This window comes from Enterobacter sp. E14S (assembly GCF_055666685.1).
Genome location: NZ_JBVODQ010000002.1, coordinates 600,695 through 621,204, shown reverse-complemented (window position 1 = coordinate 621,204; position 20,510 = coordinate 600,695). Strand labels below are relative to the sequence as shown.

21 protein-coding genes and 3 pseudogenes are annotated in these 20,510 nt (G+C 49.4%); 10 read left to right on the top strand and 14 right to left on the bottom strand.

What is annotated here, in order from left to right; genetic code table 11:
• Positions 1-76: 76 nt before the first annotated feature.
• From pgsA to uvrY, 3 genes are read right to left on the bottom strand one after another with little or no spacing between them, the layout of a single operon-like run.
• Entirely contained in the window at positions 77-625 is a 549-nt protein-coding gene (pgsA, locus tag ACZ6J2_RS08080; RefSeq protein WP_028019572.1) for a CDP-diacylglycerol--glycerol-3-phosphate 3-phosphatidyltransferase, read from the bottom strand.
• Between the two features lie 56 nt (positions 626-681).
• A complete protein-coding gene (uvrC, locus tag ACZ6J2_RS08075) occupies positions 682-2,514 on the bottom strand; it encodes an excinuclease ABC subunit UvrC (RefSeq protein WP_471725352.1) in 1,833 nt (610 codons plus the stop codon).
• A complete protein-coding gene (gene uvrY, locus ACZ6J2_RS08070; RefSeq protein ID WP_013096026.1) occupies positions 2,511-3,167 on the bottom strand; it encodes a UvrY/SirA/GacA family response regulator transcription factor in 657 nt (218 codons plus the stop codon). Before uvrY ends, uvrC begins: the two co-directional genes overlap by 4 nt.
• 372 nt (positions 3,168-3,539) lie before the next feature.
• Between uvrY and ACZ6J2_RS08065 the strand changes: the two are divergent.
• Both ACZ6J2_RS08065 and ACZ6J2_RS08060 read left to right on the top strand, forming a co-directional pair.
• Positions 3,540-3,608 (top strand): annotated as a pseudogene (locus ACZ6J2_RS08065) (hypothetical protein); the annotation flags it as partial.
• Between the two features lie 25 nt (positions 3,609-3,633).
• Positions 3,634-3,858: a DUF2594 family protein gene (locus tag ACZ6J2_RS08060; protein ID WP_008500345.1), complete on the top strand. Its 225-nt coding sequence runs from the start codon at positions 3,634-3,636 to the stop codon at positions 3,856-3,858.
• 66 nt (positions 3,859-3,924) lie between these two features.
• On the opposite strand, the gene sdiA is transcribed toward ACZ6J2_RS08060, so the two are convergent.
• From sdiA to ACZ6J2_RS08010, 10 genes and pseudogenes are all read right to left on the bottom strand, one after another.
• Positions 3,925-4,647 (bottom strand): transcriptional regulator SdiA, encoded by a 723-nt coding sequence (gene sdiA, locus ACZ6J2_RS08055; RefSeq protein WP_033145891.1) that lies wholly within the window; start codon positions 4,645-4,647, stop codon positions 3,925-3,927.
• A 221-nt stretch (positions 4,648-4,868) separates the two neighbouring features.
• Complete coding sequence (gene tcyN / locus ACZ6J2_RS08050) at positions 4,869-5,621, bottom strand: L-cystine ABC transporter ATP-binding protein TcyN (RefSeq protein WP_047061118.1); 753 nt, start codon at positions 5,619-5,621, stop codon at positions 4,869-4,871.
• A complete protein-coding gene (gene tcyL / locus ACZ6J2_RS08045) occupies positions 5,618-6,286 on the bottom strand; it encodes a cystine ABC transporter permease (RefSeq protein WP_014884380.1) in 669 nt (222 codons plus the stop codon). The genes tcyN and tcyL overlap by 4 nt, the downstream gene beginning before the upstream one ends.
• Before the next feature lie 21 nt (positions 6,287-6,307).
• Positions 6,308-7,294 carry a D-cysteine desulfhydrase gene (gene dcyD, locus ACZ6J2_RS08040; RefSeq protein WP_112778414.1) on the bottom strand — a complete coding sequence of 329 codons (987 nt, stop codon included), beginning with the start codon at positions 7,292-7,294 and terminating at the stop codon, positions 6,308-6,310.
• Positions 7,295-7,400: 106 nt separating this feature from the next.
• A pseudogene (tcyJ, locus tag ACZ6J2_RS08035) lies at positions 7,401-8,200 on the bottom strand (cystine ABC transporter substrate-binding protein).
• Between the two features lie 86 nt (positions 8,201-8,286).
• Positions 8,287-8,838 (bottom strand): flagella biosynthesis regulatory protein FliZ, encoded by a 552-nt coding sequence (fliZ, locus tag ACZ6J2_RS08030; protein WP_008500339.1) that lies wholly within the window; start codon positions 8,836-8,838, stop codon positions 8,287-8,289.
• Positions 8,839-8,892: 54 nt separating this feature from the next.
• Positions 8,893-9,612: an RNA polymerase sigma factor FliA gene (locus ACZ6J2_RS08025; protein ID WP_039263779.1), complete on the bottom strand. Its 720-nt coding sequence runs from the start codon at positions 9,610-9,612 to the stop codon at positions 8,893-8,895.
• Positions 9,613-9,741: 129 nt separating this feature from the next.
• Positions 9,742-10,737 carry a flagellin lysine-N-methylase gene (gene fliB, locus ACZ6J2_RS08020; RefSeq protein WP_471725351.1) on the bottom strand — a complete coding sequence of 332 codons (996 nt, stop codon included), beginning with the start codon at positions 10,735-10,737 and terminating at the stop codon, positions 9,742-9,744.
• Positions 10,734-10,946, bottom strand: coding sequence for a hypothetical protein (locus tag ACZ6J2_RS08015; protein ID WP_471725350.1), 213 nt, complete (start codon positions 10,944-10,946; stop codon positions 10,734-10,736). Before ACZ6J2_RS08015 ends, fliB begins: the two co-directional genes overlap by 4 nt.
• A 62-nt stretch (positions 10,947-11,008) precedes the next feature.
• Complete coding sequence (locus ACZ6J2_RS08010; RefSeq protein WP_033145896.1) at positions 11,009-11,833, bottom strand: flagellin N-terminal helical domain-containing protein; 825 nt, start codon at positions 11,831-11,833, stop codon at positions 11,009-11,011.
• 401 nt (positions 11,834-12,234) lie between these two features.
• Between ACZ6J2_RS08010 and fliD the strand changes: the two genes are divergently transcribed.
• The 4 genes from fliD to amyA are packed head-to-tail and all read left to right on the top strand — an operon-like array spanning position 12,235 to position 16,004.
• A complete protein-coding gene (gene fliD / locus ACZ6J2_RS08005) occupies positions 12,235-13,659 on the top strand; it encodes a flagellar filament capping protein FliD (RefSeq protein ID WP_033145897.1) in 1,425 nt (474 codons plus the stop codon).
• Between the two features lie 21 nt (positions 13,660-13,680).
• Positions 13,681-14,085, top strand: coding sequence for a flagellar export chaperone FliS (fliS, locus tag ACZ6J2_RS08000; RefSeq protein WP_033145898.1), 405 nt, complete (start codon positions 13,681-13,683; stop codon positions 14,083-14,085).
• 5 nt (positions 14,086-14,090) lie between these two features.
• Positions 14,091-14,465 (top strand): flagella biosynthesis regulatory protein FliT, encoded by a 375-nt coding sequence (gene fliT / locus ACZ6J2_RS07995; RefSeq protein ID WP_033145899.1) that lies wholly within the window; start codon positions 14,091-14,093, stop codon positions 14,463-14,465.
• 51 nt (positions 14,466-14,516) lie between these two features.
• Complete coding sequence (gene amyA / locus ACZ6J2_RS07990; protein ID WP_471725365.1) at positions 14,517-16,004, top strand: alpha-amylase; 1,488 nt, start codon at positions 14,517-14,519, stop codon at positions 16,002-16,004.
• 43 nt (positions 16,005-16,047) lie between these two features.
• Here amyA and yedD read toward each other — a convergent pair whose 3' ends face one another.
• Positions 16,048-16,461 carry a lipoprotein YedD gene (yedD, locus tag ACZ6J2_RS07985; RefSeq protein ID WP_109845215.1) on the bottom strand — a complete coding sequence of 138 codons (414 nt, stop codon included), beginning with the start codon at positions 16,459-16,461 and terminating at the stop codon, positions 16,048-16,050.
• Positions 16,462-16,592: 131 nt separating this feature from the next.
• Between yedD and ACZ6J2_RS07980 the strand changes: the two are divergent.
• The 4 genes and pseudogenes from ACZ6J2_RS07980 to ACZ6J2_RS07965 form a co-directional block, all read left to right on the top strand.
• A pseudogene (locus tag ACZ6J2_RS07980) lies at positions 16,593-16,685 on the top strand (SOS response-associated peptidase); the annotation flags it as partial.
• 230 nt (positions 16,686-16,915) lie between these two features.
• Positions 16,916-17,278 (top strand): GtrA family protein, encoded by a 363-nt coding sequence (locus ACZ6J2_RS07975; RefSeq protein ID WP_471725349.1) that lies wholly within the window; start codon positions 16,916-16,918, stop codon positions 17,276-17,278.
• Positions 17,275-18,198: a glycosyltransferase family 2 protein gene (locus ACZ6J2_RS07970; RefSeq protein WP_471725348.1), complete on the top strand. Its 924-nt coding sequence runs from the start codon at positions 17,275-17,277 to the stop codon at positions 18,196-18,198. Before ACZ6J2_RS07975 ends, ACZ6J2_RS07970 begins: the two co-directional genes overlap by 4 nt.
• Positions 18,195-19,829, top strand: a complete 1,635-nt coding sequence (locus ACZ6J2_RS07965; RefSeq protein ID WP_471725347.1) for a DUF6056 family protein — start codon at positions 18,195-18,197, stop codon at positions 19,827-19,829. Before ACZ6J2_RS07970 ends, ACZ6J2_RS07965 begins: the two co-directional genes overlap by 4 nt.
• Positions 19,830-20,510: the final 681 nt, after the last annotated feature.

Sequence of the window (20,510 nt, the reverse complement as noted above, 5' to 3'; positions counted from 1 at the left end):
TCTACTGATATGACGTTATGAGTCAACGTTATTTTTTGCATCCCTGGATCGTTTGCTGAAAATTACGGCGAAACGATCACTGATCAAGCAAATCCCCGCGCGCAGCGTTCAAATATTGCAGCATGGACCACAGCGTCAGCACTGCCGCCACCCACAGCAGACCAATTCCCGCCCATTCAACCCAGGCGTTCGGACGCCAGAGCATCCAGACCAGCGCAGCCATCTGCGCCGTCGTTTTGACTTTACCAATCCACGAGACCGCCACGCTGCTGCGTTTCCCCAGTTCCGCCATCCATTCGCGCAGCGCAGAGATAATGATCTCGCGACCGATCATAGTGGCCGCAGGCAGCGTTACCCACCAGGTATGATAGTGCTCGGCTACCAGCACCATGGCGATAGCGACCATCACTTTGTCTGCCACCGGATCGAGGAAGGCACCGAAACGGGTGCTTTGATTCCAGCGACGGGCCAGGTAGCCATCAAACCAGTCGGTGACCGCTGCGATCAGGAAGATCAACGCACACGCAAAGGGTGCCCAGACGACCGGCAGGTAAAACGCCAGTACAAAGAACGGGATGAGTACGACACGGAAGAGAGTGAGCAACGTAGGGATATTAAATTGCATAATGACGGTAACTGTTTGTTGTCAGTAAAATTTAGCTCTATGTTGCTACAGAGCCCTCAATGTTTCAACGAGTAGTAGATCTTTTCTGCCAGCCCTTGCGAAATACCCGGCACTTTTGCAATTTCCTCCATGCTGGCGTTGAGTAATCCTTGCAATCCGCCCATATACTTCAGCAGCATCTGGCGACGTTTTGGCCCCACGCCTTCGATCGTTTCCAGGCTACTGGTATTTTTCACCTTCGCCCGTTTTTTGCGGTGACCGCTGATGGCATGATCGTGTGATTCATCGCGAATATGCTGGATGACGTGCAGCGCCGGGGAATCCGGCGGAAGGCTGAAGCCCTCGCCTTCCGGCTCGAAGAACAATGTCTCCAGACCGGCCTTACGATCGGCCCCTTTTGCGACGCCCAGCAGCAGCGGATGGTTTTTATCCCAGCTGACATCAAGCGATTCAAATACCGCTTTCGCCTGGCCGAGCTGCCCTTTCCCGCCGTCAATCAGGATCACATCCGGAATTTTGCTCTCCTCTATGGCTTTACCATAGCGACGACGCAGCACCTGATTCATGGCCGCATAGTCATCGCCCGGCGTGATCCCGGTGATGTTGTAGCGGCGATACTCGGCGCGCAGTGGGCCATTAGCATCAAACACCACGCAGGAGGCCACCGTCTGTTCTCCCATCGTGTGACTGATGTCGAAACACTCCATCCGTTTCACTTCCGGAAGCTTCAGCAGCGTCGCCAGGGCCGTTAAACGCTGATTGACCGTCGACTGCTGCGACAGCTTCGTGGTGAGTGCCGTCGCCGCGTTGGTTCGCGCCAGCTTAAGATAACGTGCACGGTCGCCGCGCGGTTTGGTTTGTACATTCACCCGACGGCCCGCCAGTTCAGAGAGCGAATCGGCCAGCAGGGTTTTATCGTCAAGATTAAAATCGAGCAGGATCTCAGAAGGCAGCGTGCGCATCTGGCTCCCCTGCAGGTAGAACTGGCCTACAAAGGTTTCCACCACTTCACCCAGTTCAGTACCGCCGGGCACTTTCGGGAAATAGCTGCGGCTGCCGAGCACTTTGCCCTGGCGAATAAACAGCACGTGCACGCAGGCCATCCCGGCGTCAAAGGCTACGCCGATGACGTCGAGATCGTCACCGGTATTCGAGACAAACTGTTTCTCAGTGACTCTGCGCACCGCCTGGATTTGGTCGCGGATCCGCGCGGCCTCTTCGAACTCGAGTGCGGCGCTGGCTTTTTCCATGCGCGCGATCAGCTGCGTTAAGACCTGATCGTCTTTTCCGGCTAAGAACAGGCGCACATAATCCACCTGCCGGGCATACTCTTCTTCACTTACCAGCCCTTCCACGCAGGGCCCCAGGCAGCGTCCAATCTGGTACTGCAGGCACGGGCGCGAGCGGTTACGGTAAACGCTGTTTTCACACTGGCGGATAGGGAAGATTTTTTGCAGCAGCGCCAGCGTTTCACGCACGGCATAGCCGTTAGGGAACGGCCCGAAGTATTCGCCCTTGGCGTGTTTTGCACCGCGGTGCATGGCGAGGCGCGGATGGGTATCGCCGCTCAGAAAAATAAACGGGTAGGACTTATCATCACGCAACAGGACGTTATAGCGCGGCTGGTAGAGCTTAATATAGTTGTGCTCAAGCAGCAGCGCTTCTGTCTCGGTGTGCGTGACGGTGACATCAATATTCTGAATGAGTGAGACCAGCGCTTCGGTCTTTCGGGAGGCCAGGTTGCTGCGAAAATAGCTGGAGAGGCGTTTTTTAAGATCTTTTGCCTTCCCCACGTAGATAACCGTACCGCCAGCGTCATACATGCGATAGACGCCAGGCTGGCTGGTTACGGTTTTCAGAAATGCTTTTGAATCGAACACATCACTCACTGACTTAACAACGTCTCCGCATTACACAAACCGTGCCGGATGGCCAGGTGCGTCAGTTCAACGTCGCCATGAATGTTCAGTTTACTGAACATCCGGTAACGATAGCTGTTCACCGTTTTCGGGCTGAGATTCAGCTGCTCCGAGATCTCATTCACCTTCTGACCTTTGGTGATCATCAGCATAATCTGCAATTCACGCTCGGACAAACTGGCAAACGGTGATTCGGTTTTTTCGGGCTCAATCTGACTCAGCGCCATCTGCTGGGCAATGTCGGACGCTATGTAGCGCTGTCCGGCAAACACGGAACGGATTGCATTGACGACTTCCTGCGGCGCAGCACCTTTACTCAGGTAGCCCGCTGCGCCCGCCTGCATCACTTTCGCGGGCAGTGGGTTTTCGGTATGCACGGTCAGCATGATGACTTTGGTATCAACAAAGGTACGCGCGATTTTGCGTGTTGCTTCAAGGCCACCGATACCGGGCATGTTCATATCCATCAGTACCACATCGGCCGAGTTTGTGCGGCACCATTTTACCGCATCTTCGCCACAGCACGCCTCACCGGCAACTTTAATACCTTTAATATCTTCAAGAATGCGTCGTATCCCTGCGCGCACCAGTTCGTGGTCATCAACAAGAAGGACGTTGATCAAAGGAAATGTCTCCAGAATAGGGATAACGCTACTGAGTGATAATTTGGTTTATATTAACGGTTTTCCTCGCAAGATTAAAACGTTAAAAAACCGGCTATTCGATTTTGCTCTCGTTTTTGGAAATTAGGCTGTACAGTCCGTGGAAAGAGAGACCATGCATTCAGGGCTTTTGCAGCTTTTTTTAAGCATCTGTATTCAAAAAGTTACAAAAAACTTGCAGGCTTTTCCTGCAAAAAAACAGATCTCAAATTTTTGTAACAATAATTAACGGCAAGCGAACCGGGCATAAACAATTAATAGCCTTTCACGGCGGTTTAGTTTACCGGTGCGTTCTGTTTACGCAATTAAACATCCACGTAAAAGTACGAAAAACAACCGCTGCATTTTTTGCTGCAGCTTGTGGTATACTCCGCCGCCTTGACTTTCGTCGTCGCGCTTTAGCGCCGTTAAATAATGAGGAAAATAAATGAGCACACCTGAATTTGCCACTGCGGAGAATAACCAGGAACTGGCACAGGAAGTAAACTGCCTGAAAGCACTGCTGACGCTGATGCTGCAGGCGATGGGCCAGGCGGATGCCGGTCGTGTGATCATTAAAATGGAAAAACAAATCGCGGAGATGGAAGACCAGGCTGAATCTGCGGTATTTGCTAACACCGTTAAGCAAATCAAACAAGCCTATCGCCAGTAACAAAAAACGGCTGGATGCAGTGCATTCAGCCGTTTGTTCGTCTGTCACGCAGAACGTATTATCCTGTCAGATCAGTCCCGTTGCCGCCGCGTAGCACGCAATCTGGGTTTTGTTAGGCGCGTTGAATTTCTTCTGCATATTTTTCTGATGGAAGTTAACGGTATTCTCTGAGATAGAGAGAATGATCGCTATTTCCGCTGACGTCTTCCCTTCCGCAGTCCATTTCAGAATTTCGCGCTCGCGTTTGCTGAATTTCATTTCAGGTGGCATGACCATCTCATCTTCAAAACGCACCAGAGAAGTTAAGGCCATTTGCACCAGCATTTGCAGCCGCAGTTCTATTTCCTCACGGGCAAACGGCCCTTCCAGTACACTAGTACGGGAAACAGACAGGAAGCCGAGCGCATGATTAGGCAACATCAGACACTGCGTTATTCCCTCGCGTAAACCGTGGTCCTGCGCGCTGTGCCATAATTCCTGCGCGTCAGCGAATAATGCGTCTGTCCAGGGTAAATGACCCTGAATGAAATTCTCCGGTTTTAAGACGGGATCAATAGCGAAATAGTTCGCGGATTGATATTGCGCCATCCACTGCTTTGGGTAAGTGGTATGCACAGAGATCTTAGGCCGGGTAAACGGCACGGGATGGCGCACGCAGAGCGAGTAACAATCGAATTCAAGCGTCTGAGTTTGTCGCTGTAATTCCTGATATACCTCGTCGACACAGGTCAATTCCTGAAACCGGAGGGAGCAATCCCGTCGCCAGGTGAAAAAGTCTGAATCCTTCATACTTACTAAATGAAGCCTCTGAAAAGATAATCATTATTATGGTGAATATAACCTAACACATAAAACTTTTTTCTAACTACAAAATATTGGCATTAGCACAATTAACTTTACTATTGATAAGGTTTATCCGGGCCGGATGGAATAAAAAAACAAACGACTGCCCCCGAAGGGAGAATAATTTGCTCCAGCCTAAATTTCTGGAGCAAATTAGTGCAAAAATGCTACTGCATCAGGAATTTTTCAAGGAACTGACGGGTTCGCGGCTGCTGAGGATTAGCGAACAGGCTTTTCGCCGGCCCCTGCTCCACAATCCGCCCCTGATCCATGAAGATGGCTCTGTCAGCCACATCGCGTGCAAAGCTCATTTCATGCGTCACGATCACCATCGTCCGTTTTTCCTGCGCCAGCTGGCGAATGGTGTTCAGCACCTCACCTACCAGTTCCGGATCGAGCGCAGATGTCGGTTCATCAAAAAGGATCACGTCAGGGCGCATAGCCAGCGCGCGCGCTATCGCCACGCGCTGCTGTTGCCCGCCAGACAGACGGCGCGGATAGCTGGTCTCTTTCCCCGCGAGCCCGACTTTAGCGAGCAGTTCGCGCGCGCGCGCCGTCGCGTCCTCTTTCGATTCACCTTTTACAATGACCGGTCCTTCAATAATGTTCTCCAGCACCGTACGGTGCGGGAAGAGATTAAAGCTCTGGAAAACGAAGCCGACATGCTGGCGCAGGCGGCGAATTAACCCTTTCTGTTGGCTAATGGATTTCCCGGTATCAATCGTTATCTCCCCTACCCGAATAGTGCCGCCTTCCGGCTGTTCAAGCAGGTTAATACTGCGCAGCAGCGTCGTTTTTCCCGAACCGCTTGGTCCGATAATCGCCACCACTTCACCCTGCTCGACTTCAAGATCGATCCCGTGGAGCACCGTTTGACCGTGGAATTTTTTCACCAGGTTTTTGACGTCGATAGCACTCATTTTGGATCACGCTCCTGGCGGTTAAGCTGGTTTTCGAAGTAGTTTTGCAGAGCAGACAGCACCGTCGCCATCACCCAGTAAATCAGCGAGGCGGCCAGATACATGGTAAAGACTTCAAGCGTGCGCGAAGTAATGAGCTGCGCCTGACGGAACAGTTCCGGTACCTGAATCGTTGCCGCCAGGGACGTATCTTTCACCAGGCTAATGAAGCTGTTGCTCAGCGGTGGAAGCGCCACGCGCGCCGCCTGCGGCAGAATGGCCCGACGCAGCGTCTGCCATGGCGTCATCCCGATACTGGCCGCCGCCTCCCACTGCCCTTTGTCAATGGAGGAGATCGCCGCTCGCAGGGTTTCTGACGTATACGCCGCGGTATTGAGCGACAGACCAATCATCGCTGCGGGGATCGGATCCAGCTCGATACCAAACTGCGGCAAGCCGTAGTAGATCATAAAGAGCTGGGCGATAAGCGGCGTGCCGCGAAATACGGAAATATAAAAGCGCGCCAGCCAGCGTACCGGCAGGATGGGTGACATGCGCATTAATGCCAGCACAAATCCCAGCACCAGCCCGAAGAACATCCCGCCGATACTGAGCTGTAACGTAAATACCGCACCTTTCAGCAGATACGGCAGAGAATCAATAACCAGCTGAATACTTTCTTGCATTATTATTTTTCGACCTGATTTTTAGACATGAGGATGGTAGGCAAACAGCGCAGGCGCCCCGCCGGTATGGACAAATAAAATCGGCCCTTCATCCTTAAAACGTTTCTGCGCAATGCCGTCAATCAGTCCGGCCATCGCTTTGCCGGTATAGACCGGATCGAGCAGTATCCCCTCGAGGCGCGCCAGCAGCTTCACCGCCTCCATGCCCTCTTCGTTAGGCGTGCCGTAACCCGGCGCAAAATAGTCGTCCCAGAGCAGAATATCGGCCTTTGCCTTCAGCTCCAGCTGCGCGGCTACCGCCTGTTGTAAAGTAACCACTTTCGGCTTCTGATCCGCGACGCTGCGGGACACCGTTACGCCAATCAGCTCGACGTCAGGCAGCAGTTGCTCCAGCCCCACCGCCAGCCCGGCATGCGTGCCCGCACTGCCGGACGCAACAACCACGGAGGAGAGGCTCACCGCGCCCTCGCACTGCTGCGCGATTTCCAGCGCACTCTCCACATACCCCAGCGCGCCCAGCGCGTTCGAACCGCCGACGGGGACAACGTAGGGGCGGAACCCCTGCGCTTCCAGACGCGTCGCCAGCTCGTCGAGCTGGGCGGTCGGGTCGGTCAACGCCTCCACCATTTCGACCTGCACGTTAAACAGATCCAGCAGCAGGCGGTTACCGTTGGTAAGATAGTTTTCTGCCCGCGTGCCAATCGGGTTTTCCAGCAATGCCACGCAGTGGAGCCCGAGCTTTGCCGCCACTGCCGCCGTCTGACGAACGTGGTTGGACTGGATAGCTCCGGCGGTAATGAGCGTATCCGCGCCTTCGCGCAGTGCGTCAGCCGCCAGAAACTCCAGCTTGCGCAGCTTATTGCCCCCCATCGCCATCGGCGTCACGTCGTCACGCTTGATAAAAATATCGCGCCCTAAATAATCAGAAAATCGCGGCAGGTACTCCAGCGGCGTCGGCGCGCCGATGAACTCCAGGCGGGGAAAGCGCGTTAAATTCTGTAGTGACATGGGTTCTCCAGTAACTCTGACAAAATGTGATTTTTTTCATTATGCACGCAGACGCGAAAGAAATAAAAAAGGCGCTTTTAAAAGCGCCTTTTTTTACGTCAAAGACTTATTTGGTGACGTCTGCACCGAACCACTTCTCGGAGAGCGCCTTCAGGCTGCCGTCTTTTGCATGTCAGCAATCGCGGAATCAATCGCTTTGACCAGGTCTTCGTTACCTTTACGAACGGCAACGCCTGATTCCTGACGAGAGAACGCATCACCCGCTACCGCCAGGGTATTGTTGGTTTTCTTCACCAGATCCAGCGCTGCCAGGCGGTCAACCAGAATGGCGTCGATACGGCCCACGCGCAGATCCTGGTATTTCGTCGGGTCATCATCATAGGTGCGGATATCCACGCCCTGCACGTTCTGGCGCAGCCACTCTTCGTAGTTGGTACCCAGACCGACACCGACTTTCTTCCCTTTCAGGTCCGCGGCAGTTTTAATTCCGCCTTCGTTGCCTTTCTTCACCAGCGCCTGAATACCGGACACGGTGTACGGCGTAGAGAAGTCATATTTCTTCTTACGCTCGTCAGAAATGGTCACCTGATTAATCACCACATCAATACGTTTGGAATCCAGCGACGCCAGCATACCGTCCCATTTGGTCGGTTTCAGTGACGCTTTAACGCCGAGGTGCTTCGCCAGCTCTTCAGCAAACTCCACTTCAAAACCGGTCAGCTTACCGTCATCGCCCTGGAAGCTGAACGGAGGATAGGTTCCTTCCAGCCCGACCAGCAGCGTACCGCGCTCTTTTACTTTATTCAGCAGGTTTTCTGCGGCGAACGTTTTCACGCTCATGCCCGCAACCAGCGCAACGGCCATAACACCCATCAGCGCCTGACGACCCAGAAGTGCAAATTTCATAAATACCCCGATATAGTGGAATTTTTACGTAGTGTAGAGAAATCGCCTGCAACGTCAAAGGCGACTGCGCTACATCTTATTCTTTTTTAATATATATCAGAAGTTGTTCCGGCGTGGGCTTTCTGCTTTATGGCACCCGGCATTTGTACCTTGTATTGCGCATACTTGCGCAGCGCAATTCGGTAGTTGTTGGTGCTGGTCGCAGGCAGCCACGGCTCCAGATTTTCATCCAGATAACCGGTTTTCAGCAGATCGCGAGAAATATTGTTTACGGTCAGATGTTGCCCAAGGCGGCGCAGGCGAACGACATATTCGCGAACGGTGCCGTGGCTCATCTCCGTTTGTTCAAACAGGAACTGCTTGAAGCCGATAATATCGAAGAAGTCGCTTTGCTCTTTGCAGTGGAGATCCCCACAGAAACGGCAAAGCGCCACCCACTCTTTTTGCTCTTCGAGCCATGCTGCTTCGTCCATCAACGTGTCGAGACGCGAAATCGCAATCTTATTGACGATTTCGCCCCGGCGAACCAGCGTGATACGATCGAGTAACTTGTTACAGTGGGCGCAATGCGTCTGGCTGTGTTTAAAGTCTTTCAGGTAGCGGCTTAAAGGCCGTCTTTTAGATTGCTGCACCGTCATGATAACTCCTGGTTGTCAATACGTTGTGCGGCATTTTTAAGGTGAATCAATCACCTATAACTTACCCAGCTTGGTTCGTAAGCGTTTAATGGCCTGGCTGTGCAGCTGGCTCACCCGCGACTCTCCCACCTCCAGAACAGCGCCAATCTCTTTGAGGTTAAGCTCTTCCTGGTAATAAAGGGTCAATACCAGCTGTTCGCGTTCAGGCAGAGCTTCAATAGCCTCCATGACGCGCTGGCGTAAATTCCCTTCCATTAAATGGTGTAACGGGTTTTCATGCTGGTGCTCGTCCGTCACCAGCTCGATGCTATCGCCATGCTCTTCGCGCCACTCGTCATAAGAGAAGAGTTGGCTATTATTGGTATCGAGCAACATCTGACGATACTCTTCAACAGCAATGCCAAGACGTTCCGCCACTTCGGTTTCCGTTGCGTTACGTCCCAGTTCCTGTTCCAGCTGCCCCATCGCATGCGCCACTTCGCGCGCGTTGCGGCGAACACTGCGCGGCACCCAGTCGCGGCTGCGCAGCTCGTCCAGCATCGCACCACGAATACGCTGAACTGCGTAAGTCGTAAATGCCGTTCCTTGCAGAGCGTCGTATCGGTCAACTGCATTCAATAACCCGATACCGCCCGCCTGTAGCAGATCGTCGAGTTCCACGCTCGCCGGCAAGCGCACCTGGAGGCGCAATGCTTCGTGACGCACCAGCGGGACATAACGCTGCCACAGCGAGTGTTTATCCATTACACCTTCAGCGGTATAGAGTGAATTCACGATAAACAGCCCTGCGTTAGTTGAGTTATCGGCATGATTATCCGATTCTGCAGGGCGTTCAATTGGATGAAAAAGGGGGATAAAATGAGGTTATTCTGAGGTTGCCCACAACAGGGGCAACTTTTCTGCCTAAATTAACAGTTGTAACAATGAAAGATCGTCGCCCAGTTTGACGCTATCTATATGTTGATGAAAGAGCTTTCCCGCTTCCTGATTATGCTGGCTAAGGGAGTGGAAGCTGTAAATAACATCAATAATATTATCTTGTTCAATTTTCCCCGCCACGATCGCCTGACCGGCAAGTAACGTTTTAAGGAAATAGAACTCCGCAACGATTAAATAAAGGTTATTCAACATGCTGCGGCCATTGTTCTGCGGGAAGCCCTGCTCCCAGAGTTTGTATTTAAAAAAGTTCTTGAATAAATGGTCATGGGTCGCCAGGTAACTGCCCGCCACATCGCGCCAGACGGACTCGATGTTCTCCATGACCTTCTCTGCCGGCACGGTGTCACCCGCAGACTCAAATTGTTGATAAAGCTGAGTAAAATAACGGTTTAATACCGCACCTCCGCGGGCTGTCACTTTCTTCGTGAAGTAGCTCTGGATGAGCGAAATTAACGCGAACTTCAGGCTGTAGTTCTGATTAAAGCCGCCTAATTCCGTTTTGATTTTACCGCTCACCAGTTCGTTAACCAGCGAGAAATAGACCGTTTCGAGCGTGCCGATATTCTCTGCGATATTATCGAGCTTTTCAGCCACCATCAGGAATTTCACCACGGCGTAAACCTGTTCTTCAACGCTGACGTCCTCAACGCTGAAAATATTCTGGCAGAAGAGATTGATGACCTTTGCCTTCAAATCAATCATCGGCGCATTATTGACGTCCTGCTGAACAATGACAGATTCCATCAACGACATAGACTCCCGATCGTTCAACAGAAGTCGGGTCACTTCCGGACACGAGAGGTTCAGCGATTTTTCGATTTCATTTTTATAGACCCGGTTTGTCCGCGGAAACGACGTACAGGTTGGGCTTAAGGCCTGGATGCCCATGGCGCTATGAACAGAACAGAGTTTTTCCGTATCCATAAACGGGCAGTTTTTACTTTCCGTATGGAAAATCACTTCACCCCAGTGGTCATAGTTTTTTTGGTGACTTTTATCGCCGTTTTCGCCGTCTGACGAATAGCGGCATTTTTACTGTTCAGATAGCGATTAACGGAGGATTTATCAAACGCGATGGTCCAGCCCTGACAACAATGTTCACGGCATTCCCCACCGACACATGAAAAATCTGCGACCAGCTTTGGTTGAGTGACACTGATTTGTTTCACAGGCGGATTCTCAAATAGCAGAGATAAAAAAACCCCGCCGAAGCGGGGTTTCACGCGTAAAATTAACGCAGCAGAGACAGAACGGTCTGTGGAACCTGGTTTGCCTGAGACAGAACAGAAGTACCAGCCTGCTGCAGGATCTGCGCGCGGGACATGTTGGAAACTTCAGTTGCGTAGTCAGCGTCCTGGATACGGGACTGAGCAGCAGACAGGTTAGTTGAGGTATTGTTCAGGTTGTTGATTGCAGAAGTGAAACGGTTCTGCACAGCACCCAGACCAGAACGTGCTTTATCAACTTTAGCGATAGCTGCGTCGATGGTGCCCAGGTCGGTAGCGGTCATAGTTTTCAGGTCGATAGCAGCAACACCCAGAGTCGTGGTGTCAGCTTTTGCACCGCTCAGGTCCAGATCGATGGTGTCGCCGTCGTTCACGCCAACCTGAATTTTAACTACGCCAGCAGTACCTGCAGTGCCGTCCAGCAGTTTGATGCCGTTGAAGTCAGTTTTGCCTGCAACACGGTTGATTTCATTCAGACGAGCGGTAACTTCATCCTGCAGAGAGGCCAGGTCAGAGGTGCTGTTGGTGCCGTTGCTTGCCTGAACAGCCAGTTCACGAACGCGCTGCAGGTTGTTGTTGATTTCGTTCAGAGAACCTTCAGCAGTCTGCGCCATGGAGATACCGTCGTTGGCGTTACGCGCAGCCTGGTTCATGCCTTTAATCTGAGCGGTCATGCGGTTTGCAATCGCCTGGCCAGCAGCATCGTCTTTCGCGCTGTTAATACGCAGACCGGAGGACAGACGCTCGATAGCAGTGCCCAGAGAAGACTGAGATTTGTTCAGGTTGTTCTGAGTGGTCAGGGACAACAGGTTAGTATTGATAACTGCCATAATTTTGTTTCCTTCAAAAATTGGGTTTTAGGTCCGGTGCCTAACACTCACAGCGTCTCTCACCGTCAACAAGGTTATCGACGGGTCCCCAAAAGACTTTAGAATCAATTTCGAAAAAATTACAAAACACTGATTTTTAATAATTTTATTTTTAAAAAATCAATTAAGGTCCATCAGAGCGTTATTATTTATGCTTTTTTAACGCGCAAAGAGATGACAAAAAAGGCACACACTTATTCGTGTTTTCAATGCACGGATAATGACCCTAAAGTGCAATCCTTTCATTTACCCCGCCAGGATGTGCCTATTCTTTGGATTATTTTTTTCTCACCATCGTAAACTTTTACGTTGAGAGGCCGATAAGAGTCCTGAACTACTTTCGTATTTTAAGGAAAATATGCATGGCTACTATCAGTAACCTCGGGATAGGTTCTGCAGGACTCGGGGATTTATATAATCAGTTGGATGCAGCAGAAAGAACCAAGCTGACGACGATTACTTCCCAGCAATCAACGTATAACGCACAGTTAAGCGCTTACGGCAAACTGCAGAGCGCCATGACATCGCTGCAGACTGCGACCGCTGCGCTGGGTAAAGCAACTACCTGGAACTCAACGTCCGTTAGCAGCACCAACACGGCCTTTACCGCCACGACAACGGCTGACGCGTCCGTGGGTTCCTTTGTTGTAAACGTCAACCAGGTTGCAAAAGCACAGGCACTGACTACCGGCTCCTATGCAAACAACACGGATCTGCTGGGCGATACGACAGGTACGACGCGTAAAATCACTATCACCCAGCCGGGCACGAAAACGCCTTTAGAAGTCACCCTGGCGGATGGCGATACGTCTCTGGCCGGGATCGCGAGCGCCATTAATAAAGCGAACGGCAACGTCACCGCCAGCGTCATTAAAGCGAAAGACGGTGATTACCGCCTGATGCTGTCATCTAAAACCACCGGTACGGATGGTGAAATGACGATCAGCGTCACTGGCGACGATAAGCTGCAAAACGCAATTGGTTACAACTCAACCACAAAAACGGGCGCACTGACGGTTAACACCGGAGCTCAAAACGCAATTGTGGTAGTGAACAGCATTTCGATTGAGCGCCAGACGAATACCATTACCGATGCCCTGCCTGGCGTGACTTTCTCGCTGAAAGCAGAAAGCAAGGCAGATGAAACATTAGAGGTGACTCGCGCAACGGATGCTAACCAGAAAGCGATCACCGACTGGGTCACTGCGTATAACTCGCTGCAGTCCACCATTAACAGCCTGACGAAGTATGTTCCGGTTGATGCAGGCGCCGGCAGCCAGTCAGCCAGCAACGGGGCACTTGTTGGTGATGCAAACGTGCGCGGGATCCAGTCTCAGCTGCGCGGCCTGCTGACCGAAGTGCAGAGCGGATCGGTACAGATCATGGCCCAACTGGGAATTACCCAGGACCCGGTAAAAGGTTCTGACGGTACCGTCGGTAACCTGAAAGTCGATACCGATAAGCTGAAAAAAGCGCTGACCGAGAACCCGAACGCCGTACAGCAGTATTTTGTCGGTGACGGCAAGAAAACCGGTATGGCGACCCAGATGAACAACACGCTGACCACCATGCTCAGCACCAGTACCGGCAGCGCCGGGGTGATCCAGAACGCGAAAGACGGGATCAACAAAACGCTGAAAACGCTGGGTGAGCGTTACGATGCTATGGAAGCCACTATTGATGCCACCATGGCGCGTTACAAAACCCAGTTCACCAGTCTGGACGTATTAGTCACCAAAATGACCAATACAGCCAACTACCTGACCCAACAGTTCTCACAAAAATAGTCGTAGCCTTCAGGAGTGGATATGTATAAGACCTCTGGTGTTCAATCCTATCAGCAGATAGGAGTCGAAAGCGCAGTCATGAATGCCAGTCCACACCAGCTGATTGTCATGTTATTCGACGGGGCGCATAGCGCCCTTGTTCGCGCGCGTTTGTTCATGGAAGCCGGACAAATTCGTGAGAAAGGCGAAGCGTTAACGAAAGCCATCAATATCATCGACAACGGTTTAAAAGCAGGACTGAACATGGAGGTTGAGAGCGAGTTGTCCGGTAATCTTGCCTCCTTGTACGAATATATGGTTCGACGTTTGTTGCTGGCGAATGTCAGTAACGACGTAGACGCAATTGTTGAAGTCGAGGGTTTATTAAACAACATTGCGGATGCGTGGAAGCAAATCGGCCCCAATGCGTCCTCTATTTCAGGATAATTTTGATGAATAATCCCAGCGCAGCGCTTAGCCACTGGCAGGCGTTACATGCTCAGAGCATTGCTATGCTAAATCTCGCACATTCTGGTCAATGGGATGCGCTTATCGAGCAGGAAATGCATTATGTTCAACTGGTGGAAAAGATATCTCAAACGCCCATCATGTCATGCCCTCCGGCTCAGGTTGAGCAAGCGCGTGCGCTGCTGGAAATGATCCTTGAAAACGAGAATGCGCTAAAGGCACTGCTGAAGGTCCGCATGGACGAACTGCGTAATCTGATTGATCAAACCGGCAAACAGCAATCCATCACGTCTACCTATGGAAAGCTGTCAGGGAATATTCTTTATCCAGAAAGTTTGACCCGCGACACACAACTATGATTTCTTCATCCATACTCCAGAAGTCTGCCAATGGCTTCTGGAGCAAGGATGATGAAAAACCCCACCCTGTTACAATGTTTTCACTGGTACTACCCTGCTGGCGGTGAATTGTGGCGTGAGGTCACGGCGTTAGCTCCCAATCTTAACGAAATCGGCATCAACATGATCTGGCTGCCGCCCGCCTGTAAAGGGGCATCCGGCGGGTATTCTGTCGGCTATGACACCTATGACCTGTTCGATCTTGGCGAGTTTGACCAGAAAGGCAGTATCGCCACGAAATACGGCGACAAGGCGCAGCTGCTGGAGGCTATTGATGCCCTTAAAAGCAACGACATTGCCGTGCTGCTGGACGTGGTGGTCAACCACAAAATGGGCGCCGATAAAAAAGAGCCCGTGCGCGTTCAGCGCGTGAACGAACAGGACCGCACGCAAATCGATGACGAGGTCATTGAATGCGAAGCCTGGACTCGCTACACCTTCCCAGCCCGGGCCGGGCAGTACTCACAGTTTATCTGGGACTACAAATGCTTCAGCGGCGTCGACCACATTGAAAACCCCGATGAAGACGGCATCTTTAAAATCGTCAACGACTACACCGGCGAAGGCTGGAACGATCAGGTTGATGATGAGATGGGCAACTTCGACTACCTGATGGGCGAAAATATCGACTTTCGCAATCACGCCGTGACCGAGGAGATCAAATACTGGGCCCGCTGGGTCATGGAACAGACGCGCTGCGACGGTTTTCGTCTGGACGCCGTCAAGCATATTCCCGCCTGGTTTTACAAAGAGTGGATTGAGCATGTCCAGGAAGTCGCCGACCAGCCGCTGTTTATCGTGGCGGAATACTGGTCCCATGAGGTGGATAAACTTCAGGCCTATATTGACCAGGTCGAAGGCAAAACCATGCTGTTTGATGCCCCTCTGCAGATGAAATTCCACGAGGCGTCACGTCAGGGCCGGGATTACGATATGAGCCAAATCTTCACCGGTACCCTGGTGGAAGCCGATCCGTTTCATGCGGTCACCCTCGTCGCGAACCACGACACCCAGCCTTTGCAGGCGCTGGAAGCACCGGTCGAAGCCTGGTTTAAACCGCTGGCGTACGCGCTGATCCTGCTGCGGGAAAACGGCGTGCCGAGCGTCTTTTATCCGGATCTCTTCGGTGCCAGCTATGACGACGCGGGAGGAGACGGTGAAACGTACCATATTGATATGCCGGTCATTGAGCAGCTTCACGAGCTGATCCTCGCGCGCCAGCGTTTTGCCCACGGCGTGCAAACGCTGTTTTTCGACCATCCAAACTGCATCGCCTTCAGCCGCAGCGGTACGGAAGACGATCCCGGCTGCGTGGTGGTGATGTCGAACGGGGATGATGGTGAAAAAGTGATTTGTCTTGGGGAAAACTACGGCAACAAAACGTGGCGGGATTTTCTCGGCAATCGCGAAGAAACCATCACCACGGCGGCGGATGGCGAAGGGACGTTTACCTGTAATGGGGGAAGCGTCAGCGTTTGGGTGATAGAGGATGCGTTGTAGAAACAATGCCGGGTGGCGCTGACGCTTACCCGGCAACAAACGGCTACGGTAGTTTACTCTCTAGCGGATTTTTACTCAGGTAATCGGCACACTCAACCGTTGGACGGTCGACCTTCTGCAGCTCCAGCCCGTCATACTCCAGCGTCGAGCCATCGCGCTCCAGCGGATAGATATCCAGCTTACGCGTCACGTTGTAATAACTGTCTGAACGCAGCATGATTTTACCCGGCACGGCAATCACGCGCTGCCACTGACGGCAGTCCAGCGTATCGCCCTCTTCCGTCACCACCAGCGTGGCAATCGCATTCGGGCTGACCATGTTGCTCTGCGGCCCTTTCGACTGCCAGTATCCCGCCAGATGCGCCGGGACAGGATGCTTGATCACGTCGTTATAATTATCGACCTGAACGCATCCGGTCAGTGCCAGCAGCGCGCCAGCAATTGCTATTTTTTTCATCATCTTTCCTGCATTCGAAGAAAAAAATATTGTGGCATTAAAGCGCTGCGGCTGCCAGCGAAGATCTTCAGGTCCTAAACCTGCATCCCCTACATGAGCATACAATTTTCATAATTGACGAAGCTGAATAGATAGCTGCCGACAGGACAATCCCAGCCGACAGGTTTATATGGCACGCCCTGACGCGCGCCGTGAGTAATTTGAAGAACCAAGGCCGGAATTAACCTAGTGAATTACCTGACAACAAGCAGATCTAGGTATCTCGGCGTATACTGCGGCGACAGCATTCCTCACTTCATCTGCCACTGCAGCTGCACACTCAGCCCGGCAAAATAAAGCGTTCTCATCGAACAGTTTTAGCTGTATATAAATACAGAATCGTTAGATTTGAGGGTCGATCAAGTGATCATCTGGTGCTAAACTTCAGACTTTTCAGAATTGACTAATCTATATAATGTTAATGCTCTTTGCTAAGTACACATCAATCGGTGTAATCAACACGCTCATCCACTGGGTTGTGTTTGCTGTTTGCATATATGCGTTACACACAGATCAGACTCTCGGCAACTTCGCCGGGTTTGTCGTGGCGGTGTCATTCAGCTTCTTTGCCAACGCCAGATTCACGTTCAAGTCTTCCACAACAACCATGCGCTACATGCTTTATGTGGCTTTCCTGGGCTCATTAAGCGCAGCAGTCGGTTGGGCGGCGGATAAAACAGATCTAGCACCTCTTATTACTTTAACCGTGTTCTCCGCCATCAGTCTGGTGTGCGGTTTTATTTATTCAAAGTTTATTGTCTTTAGGGATGCGAAATGAAAATTTCTTTGGTCGTTCCGGTGTTTAATGAAGAGGAAGCTATTCCTATCTTCTATAAAACCGTGCGGGAGTTTGAAGAGCTTCAACAACATGACATTGAGATAGTCTTCATCAATGATGGAAGCAAAGACGCGACAGAATCAATTATTAACGCGCTTGCCATTGCTGATCCGCTTGTTGTGCCACTGACATTCACGCGTAATTTTGGAAAGGAGCCAGCTCTGTTCGCCGGGCTTGATCACGCGACTGGTGAGGCTATTATCCCAATTGACGTTGATTTGCAGGATCCGATTGAGGTCATTCCTCACCTGATTGAGAAGTGGCAAGCAGGTGCAGATATGGTTCTTGCGAAGCGCACCGACCGTTCAACCGACGGTCAGTTGAAACGAAAAACTGCTGAATGGTTTTATAAACTCCATAACAAGATCAGTAATCCCAAAATTGAAGAGAATGTTGGTGATTTTCGCTTGATGTCACGTGAGATAGTTGAAAACATTAAAAAGATGCCTGAACGTAATCTTTTCATGAAGGGGATATTAAGCTGGGTGGGTGGAAATACAGATATTATTGAATATGCTCGCGCAGAGCGCGTTGCTGGCAACTCAAAATTTAATGGTTGGAAATTATGGAATTTAGCTCTTGAAGGCATCACAGGCTTTTCAACATTTCCACTTCGCATATGGTCATATATCGGTTTCTTTATAGCATTTCTTTCATTAAGTTATGGATTTTGGATGGTTGTAGATACCCTGTTTTTTGACAACCCAGTAAGAGGGTACCCATCTATTATAGTATCGATACTTTTTCTGGGAGGGGTTCAGCTTATCGGTATTGGTGTACTCGGTGAATATATTGGTAGAATTTATGTTGAATCAAAAAACAGACCGCGTTACTTTATTAAGTCAAAGGGATTGAAATGAGCCGTAAAATTTATTGCTTACTTGCATCTTTAGTAATATTCGCACTGGTATTAATACCATCCTTGCACACACCAATGTTATCTGATGATTATTACTACATATCGATTGCAAATTTGCATGATCAGATTGCTCACTATAGAGAATGGAGCGGTAGAATTTTAACCAATATGCTTAGTTCATACATGATGTATTATGTCCCACATGCATTGTATGAAACCTTAACTGCAATTGCGTTAACTGCTACTATTTGTTTCATAGCATGTATTCCGAATGCATTGATTAAAAATGAACTAAATTTCCATCCGTTATCTGCTTTAGGTTTGTTTGCATTATACTGGATAGCAAATCCTTCATTAGGGGAGACAACATTTTGGTTTGTTGGAGCCGCAAACTATCTTTGGACAACATTTTATGTTTCATTTTTCATTCTAACAATAGTATTGCAAAAACCTAAAATAACATGGTGGAAATTGCCATTTGCATTATTATTAGGTTTTGCGGCAGGTTGTTCAAATGAAAACACCAGCATTGTGACGCTACTACTGACAATTTCTTTTATTATATACAAGAAGAATCTTTCAGCTATTTACCCTTATCTGATAGGCTTAATTATCGGTATTGGTGTGTTACTGCTTGGTCCTGGGACGGCTAACCGCTCACTGTATTTTACTGACTGGCACAATTTAACAATGTTAGGTAAGATTGAATTACAACTTTTCACTCGAATGCCAGAGTCAATGTCTATATTTTGGCAGATCTACATTGTCATTGTGATTTTAGCTTTTTTGATAGGTTTAAATGGTTCATATAGTAAAAAACATATTGCTTTTAGTGCTATTTTTTTCGTTTCAGCAATTATGTGCAATGCAGCATTTATTGCCTCTCCGTTCATGCCGCCACGCGCATATAGCGGAGCATTGTTCATGATTTTATTATCTGTATCATTTTTGACAAGTGCTGTTTTAGATAATAAGAAAACAATTTATGAATACACTGGATTATCCATTGCTGGAATATTCACTCTTTTATATTTCATACCATCATATTACATAATGACTAACGCCATCCTAGGTTCATGGAACCAGGAAAAAATTAGATTATCTATGGTTCATGAGCAAGTAAGTCGTGGAATAAAAGAAATCACTATACCAGATCTATACATGCCAAAACTTATTAAATCCACCGATGGTTACCCTGTATATAAACATCCTGCAAGAAACGATTTTTTCCATGTAAACTCAATAAATGAAGAGCAAACGCAATTCGATTACTCATCATTGAATAAACAAAAAACGTTTGTTGTTAATAGTTCTATTTATAAAGAGATAATGCTTGATAAAGTTACTTTTTATACTGAGCATTTATATGGATCAGAAAAAATCATCCTAAAACTATCAGGGGATATTAATAGAGAACTAAATGATGGAAAGGTAATATACGTTCATTTATTTATGGATAATGGTAAATTCGTGAATAAAGATACAGCAATGAAAGCCATTTTTATAGATGGTAGTTATTATACATACACTAACACAACAGATATTGATTTTAGCAAAATAAAACAAATAGAACTGGGGATGTATGATGCTAAAACAGGAGCACCATTCTCAAAATTAGTAATCAATATATAGCTACCCGTGGCAATGGGTTATCTATTTACAACCCATTGACTGTATATGAAAAAAAATTCAAATGCACTATAATCTTCTATAGTGCATTTATACAACATCATAAAACTATAATTTTATTTAGTTAGTTAAAATCATTCCCTTAAATGATATCTGAGTTAAAGAAGTATTGTTATGCACAATTACAGCACCATCCATGTTGAAATGAATGTGAACAGGACAGGTATTCCTCCACGTAATTAAGCATCGTGTAACGCTCTTATGTAGAAATTCAGGCAACGTCATAACTAAACTGATCAGTGCGATCTGATCCCTCCAGGCGCCCCTTAGCTCAACACTATTCATTGTGTATCGATATTGTGTTTTATTAGTTAAGCCTGAGGTCTCACCAGGTCATACCATGCCATCCAATCCGACGGCTATTTAACTACCAGGCATATTTGGGCCGCACTTTCTTTGCAATCTCGTGGCCGTAAAACGGTATGCGTATGCAATAGGTGAGGTTATACGCAATATACTTAAGGCGCAGCGACTGGCTGAGAAGTGACTGTTCTCCAGAGGAAAGCAGCGAGGTCATGTATAACCACAAAGCTATCGACCACTGGGGTTGAGAGCCTCAAAAAGAAACAGCCGGGTGTGCGAAAACCTCGGCGTGCCCGATACATCAAAAAATAGTATGGTCTC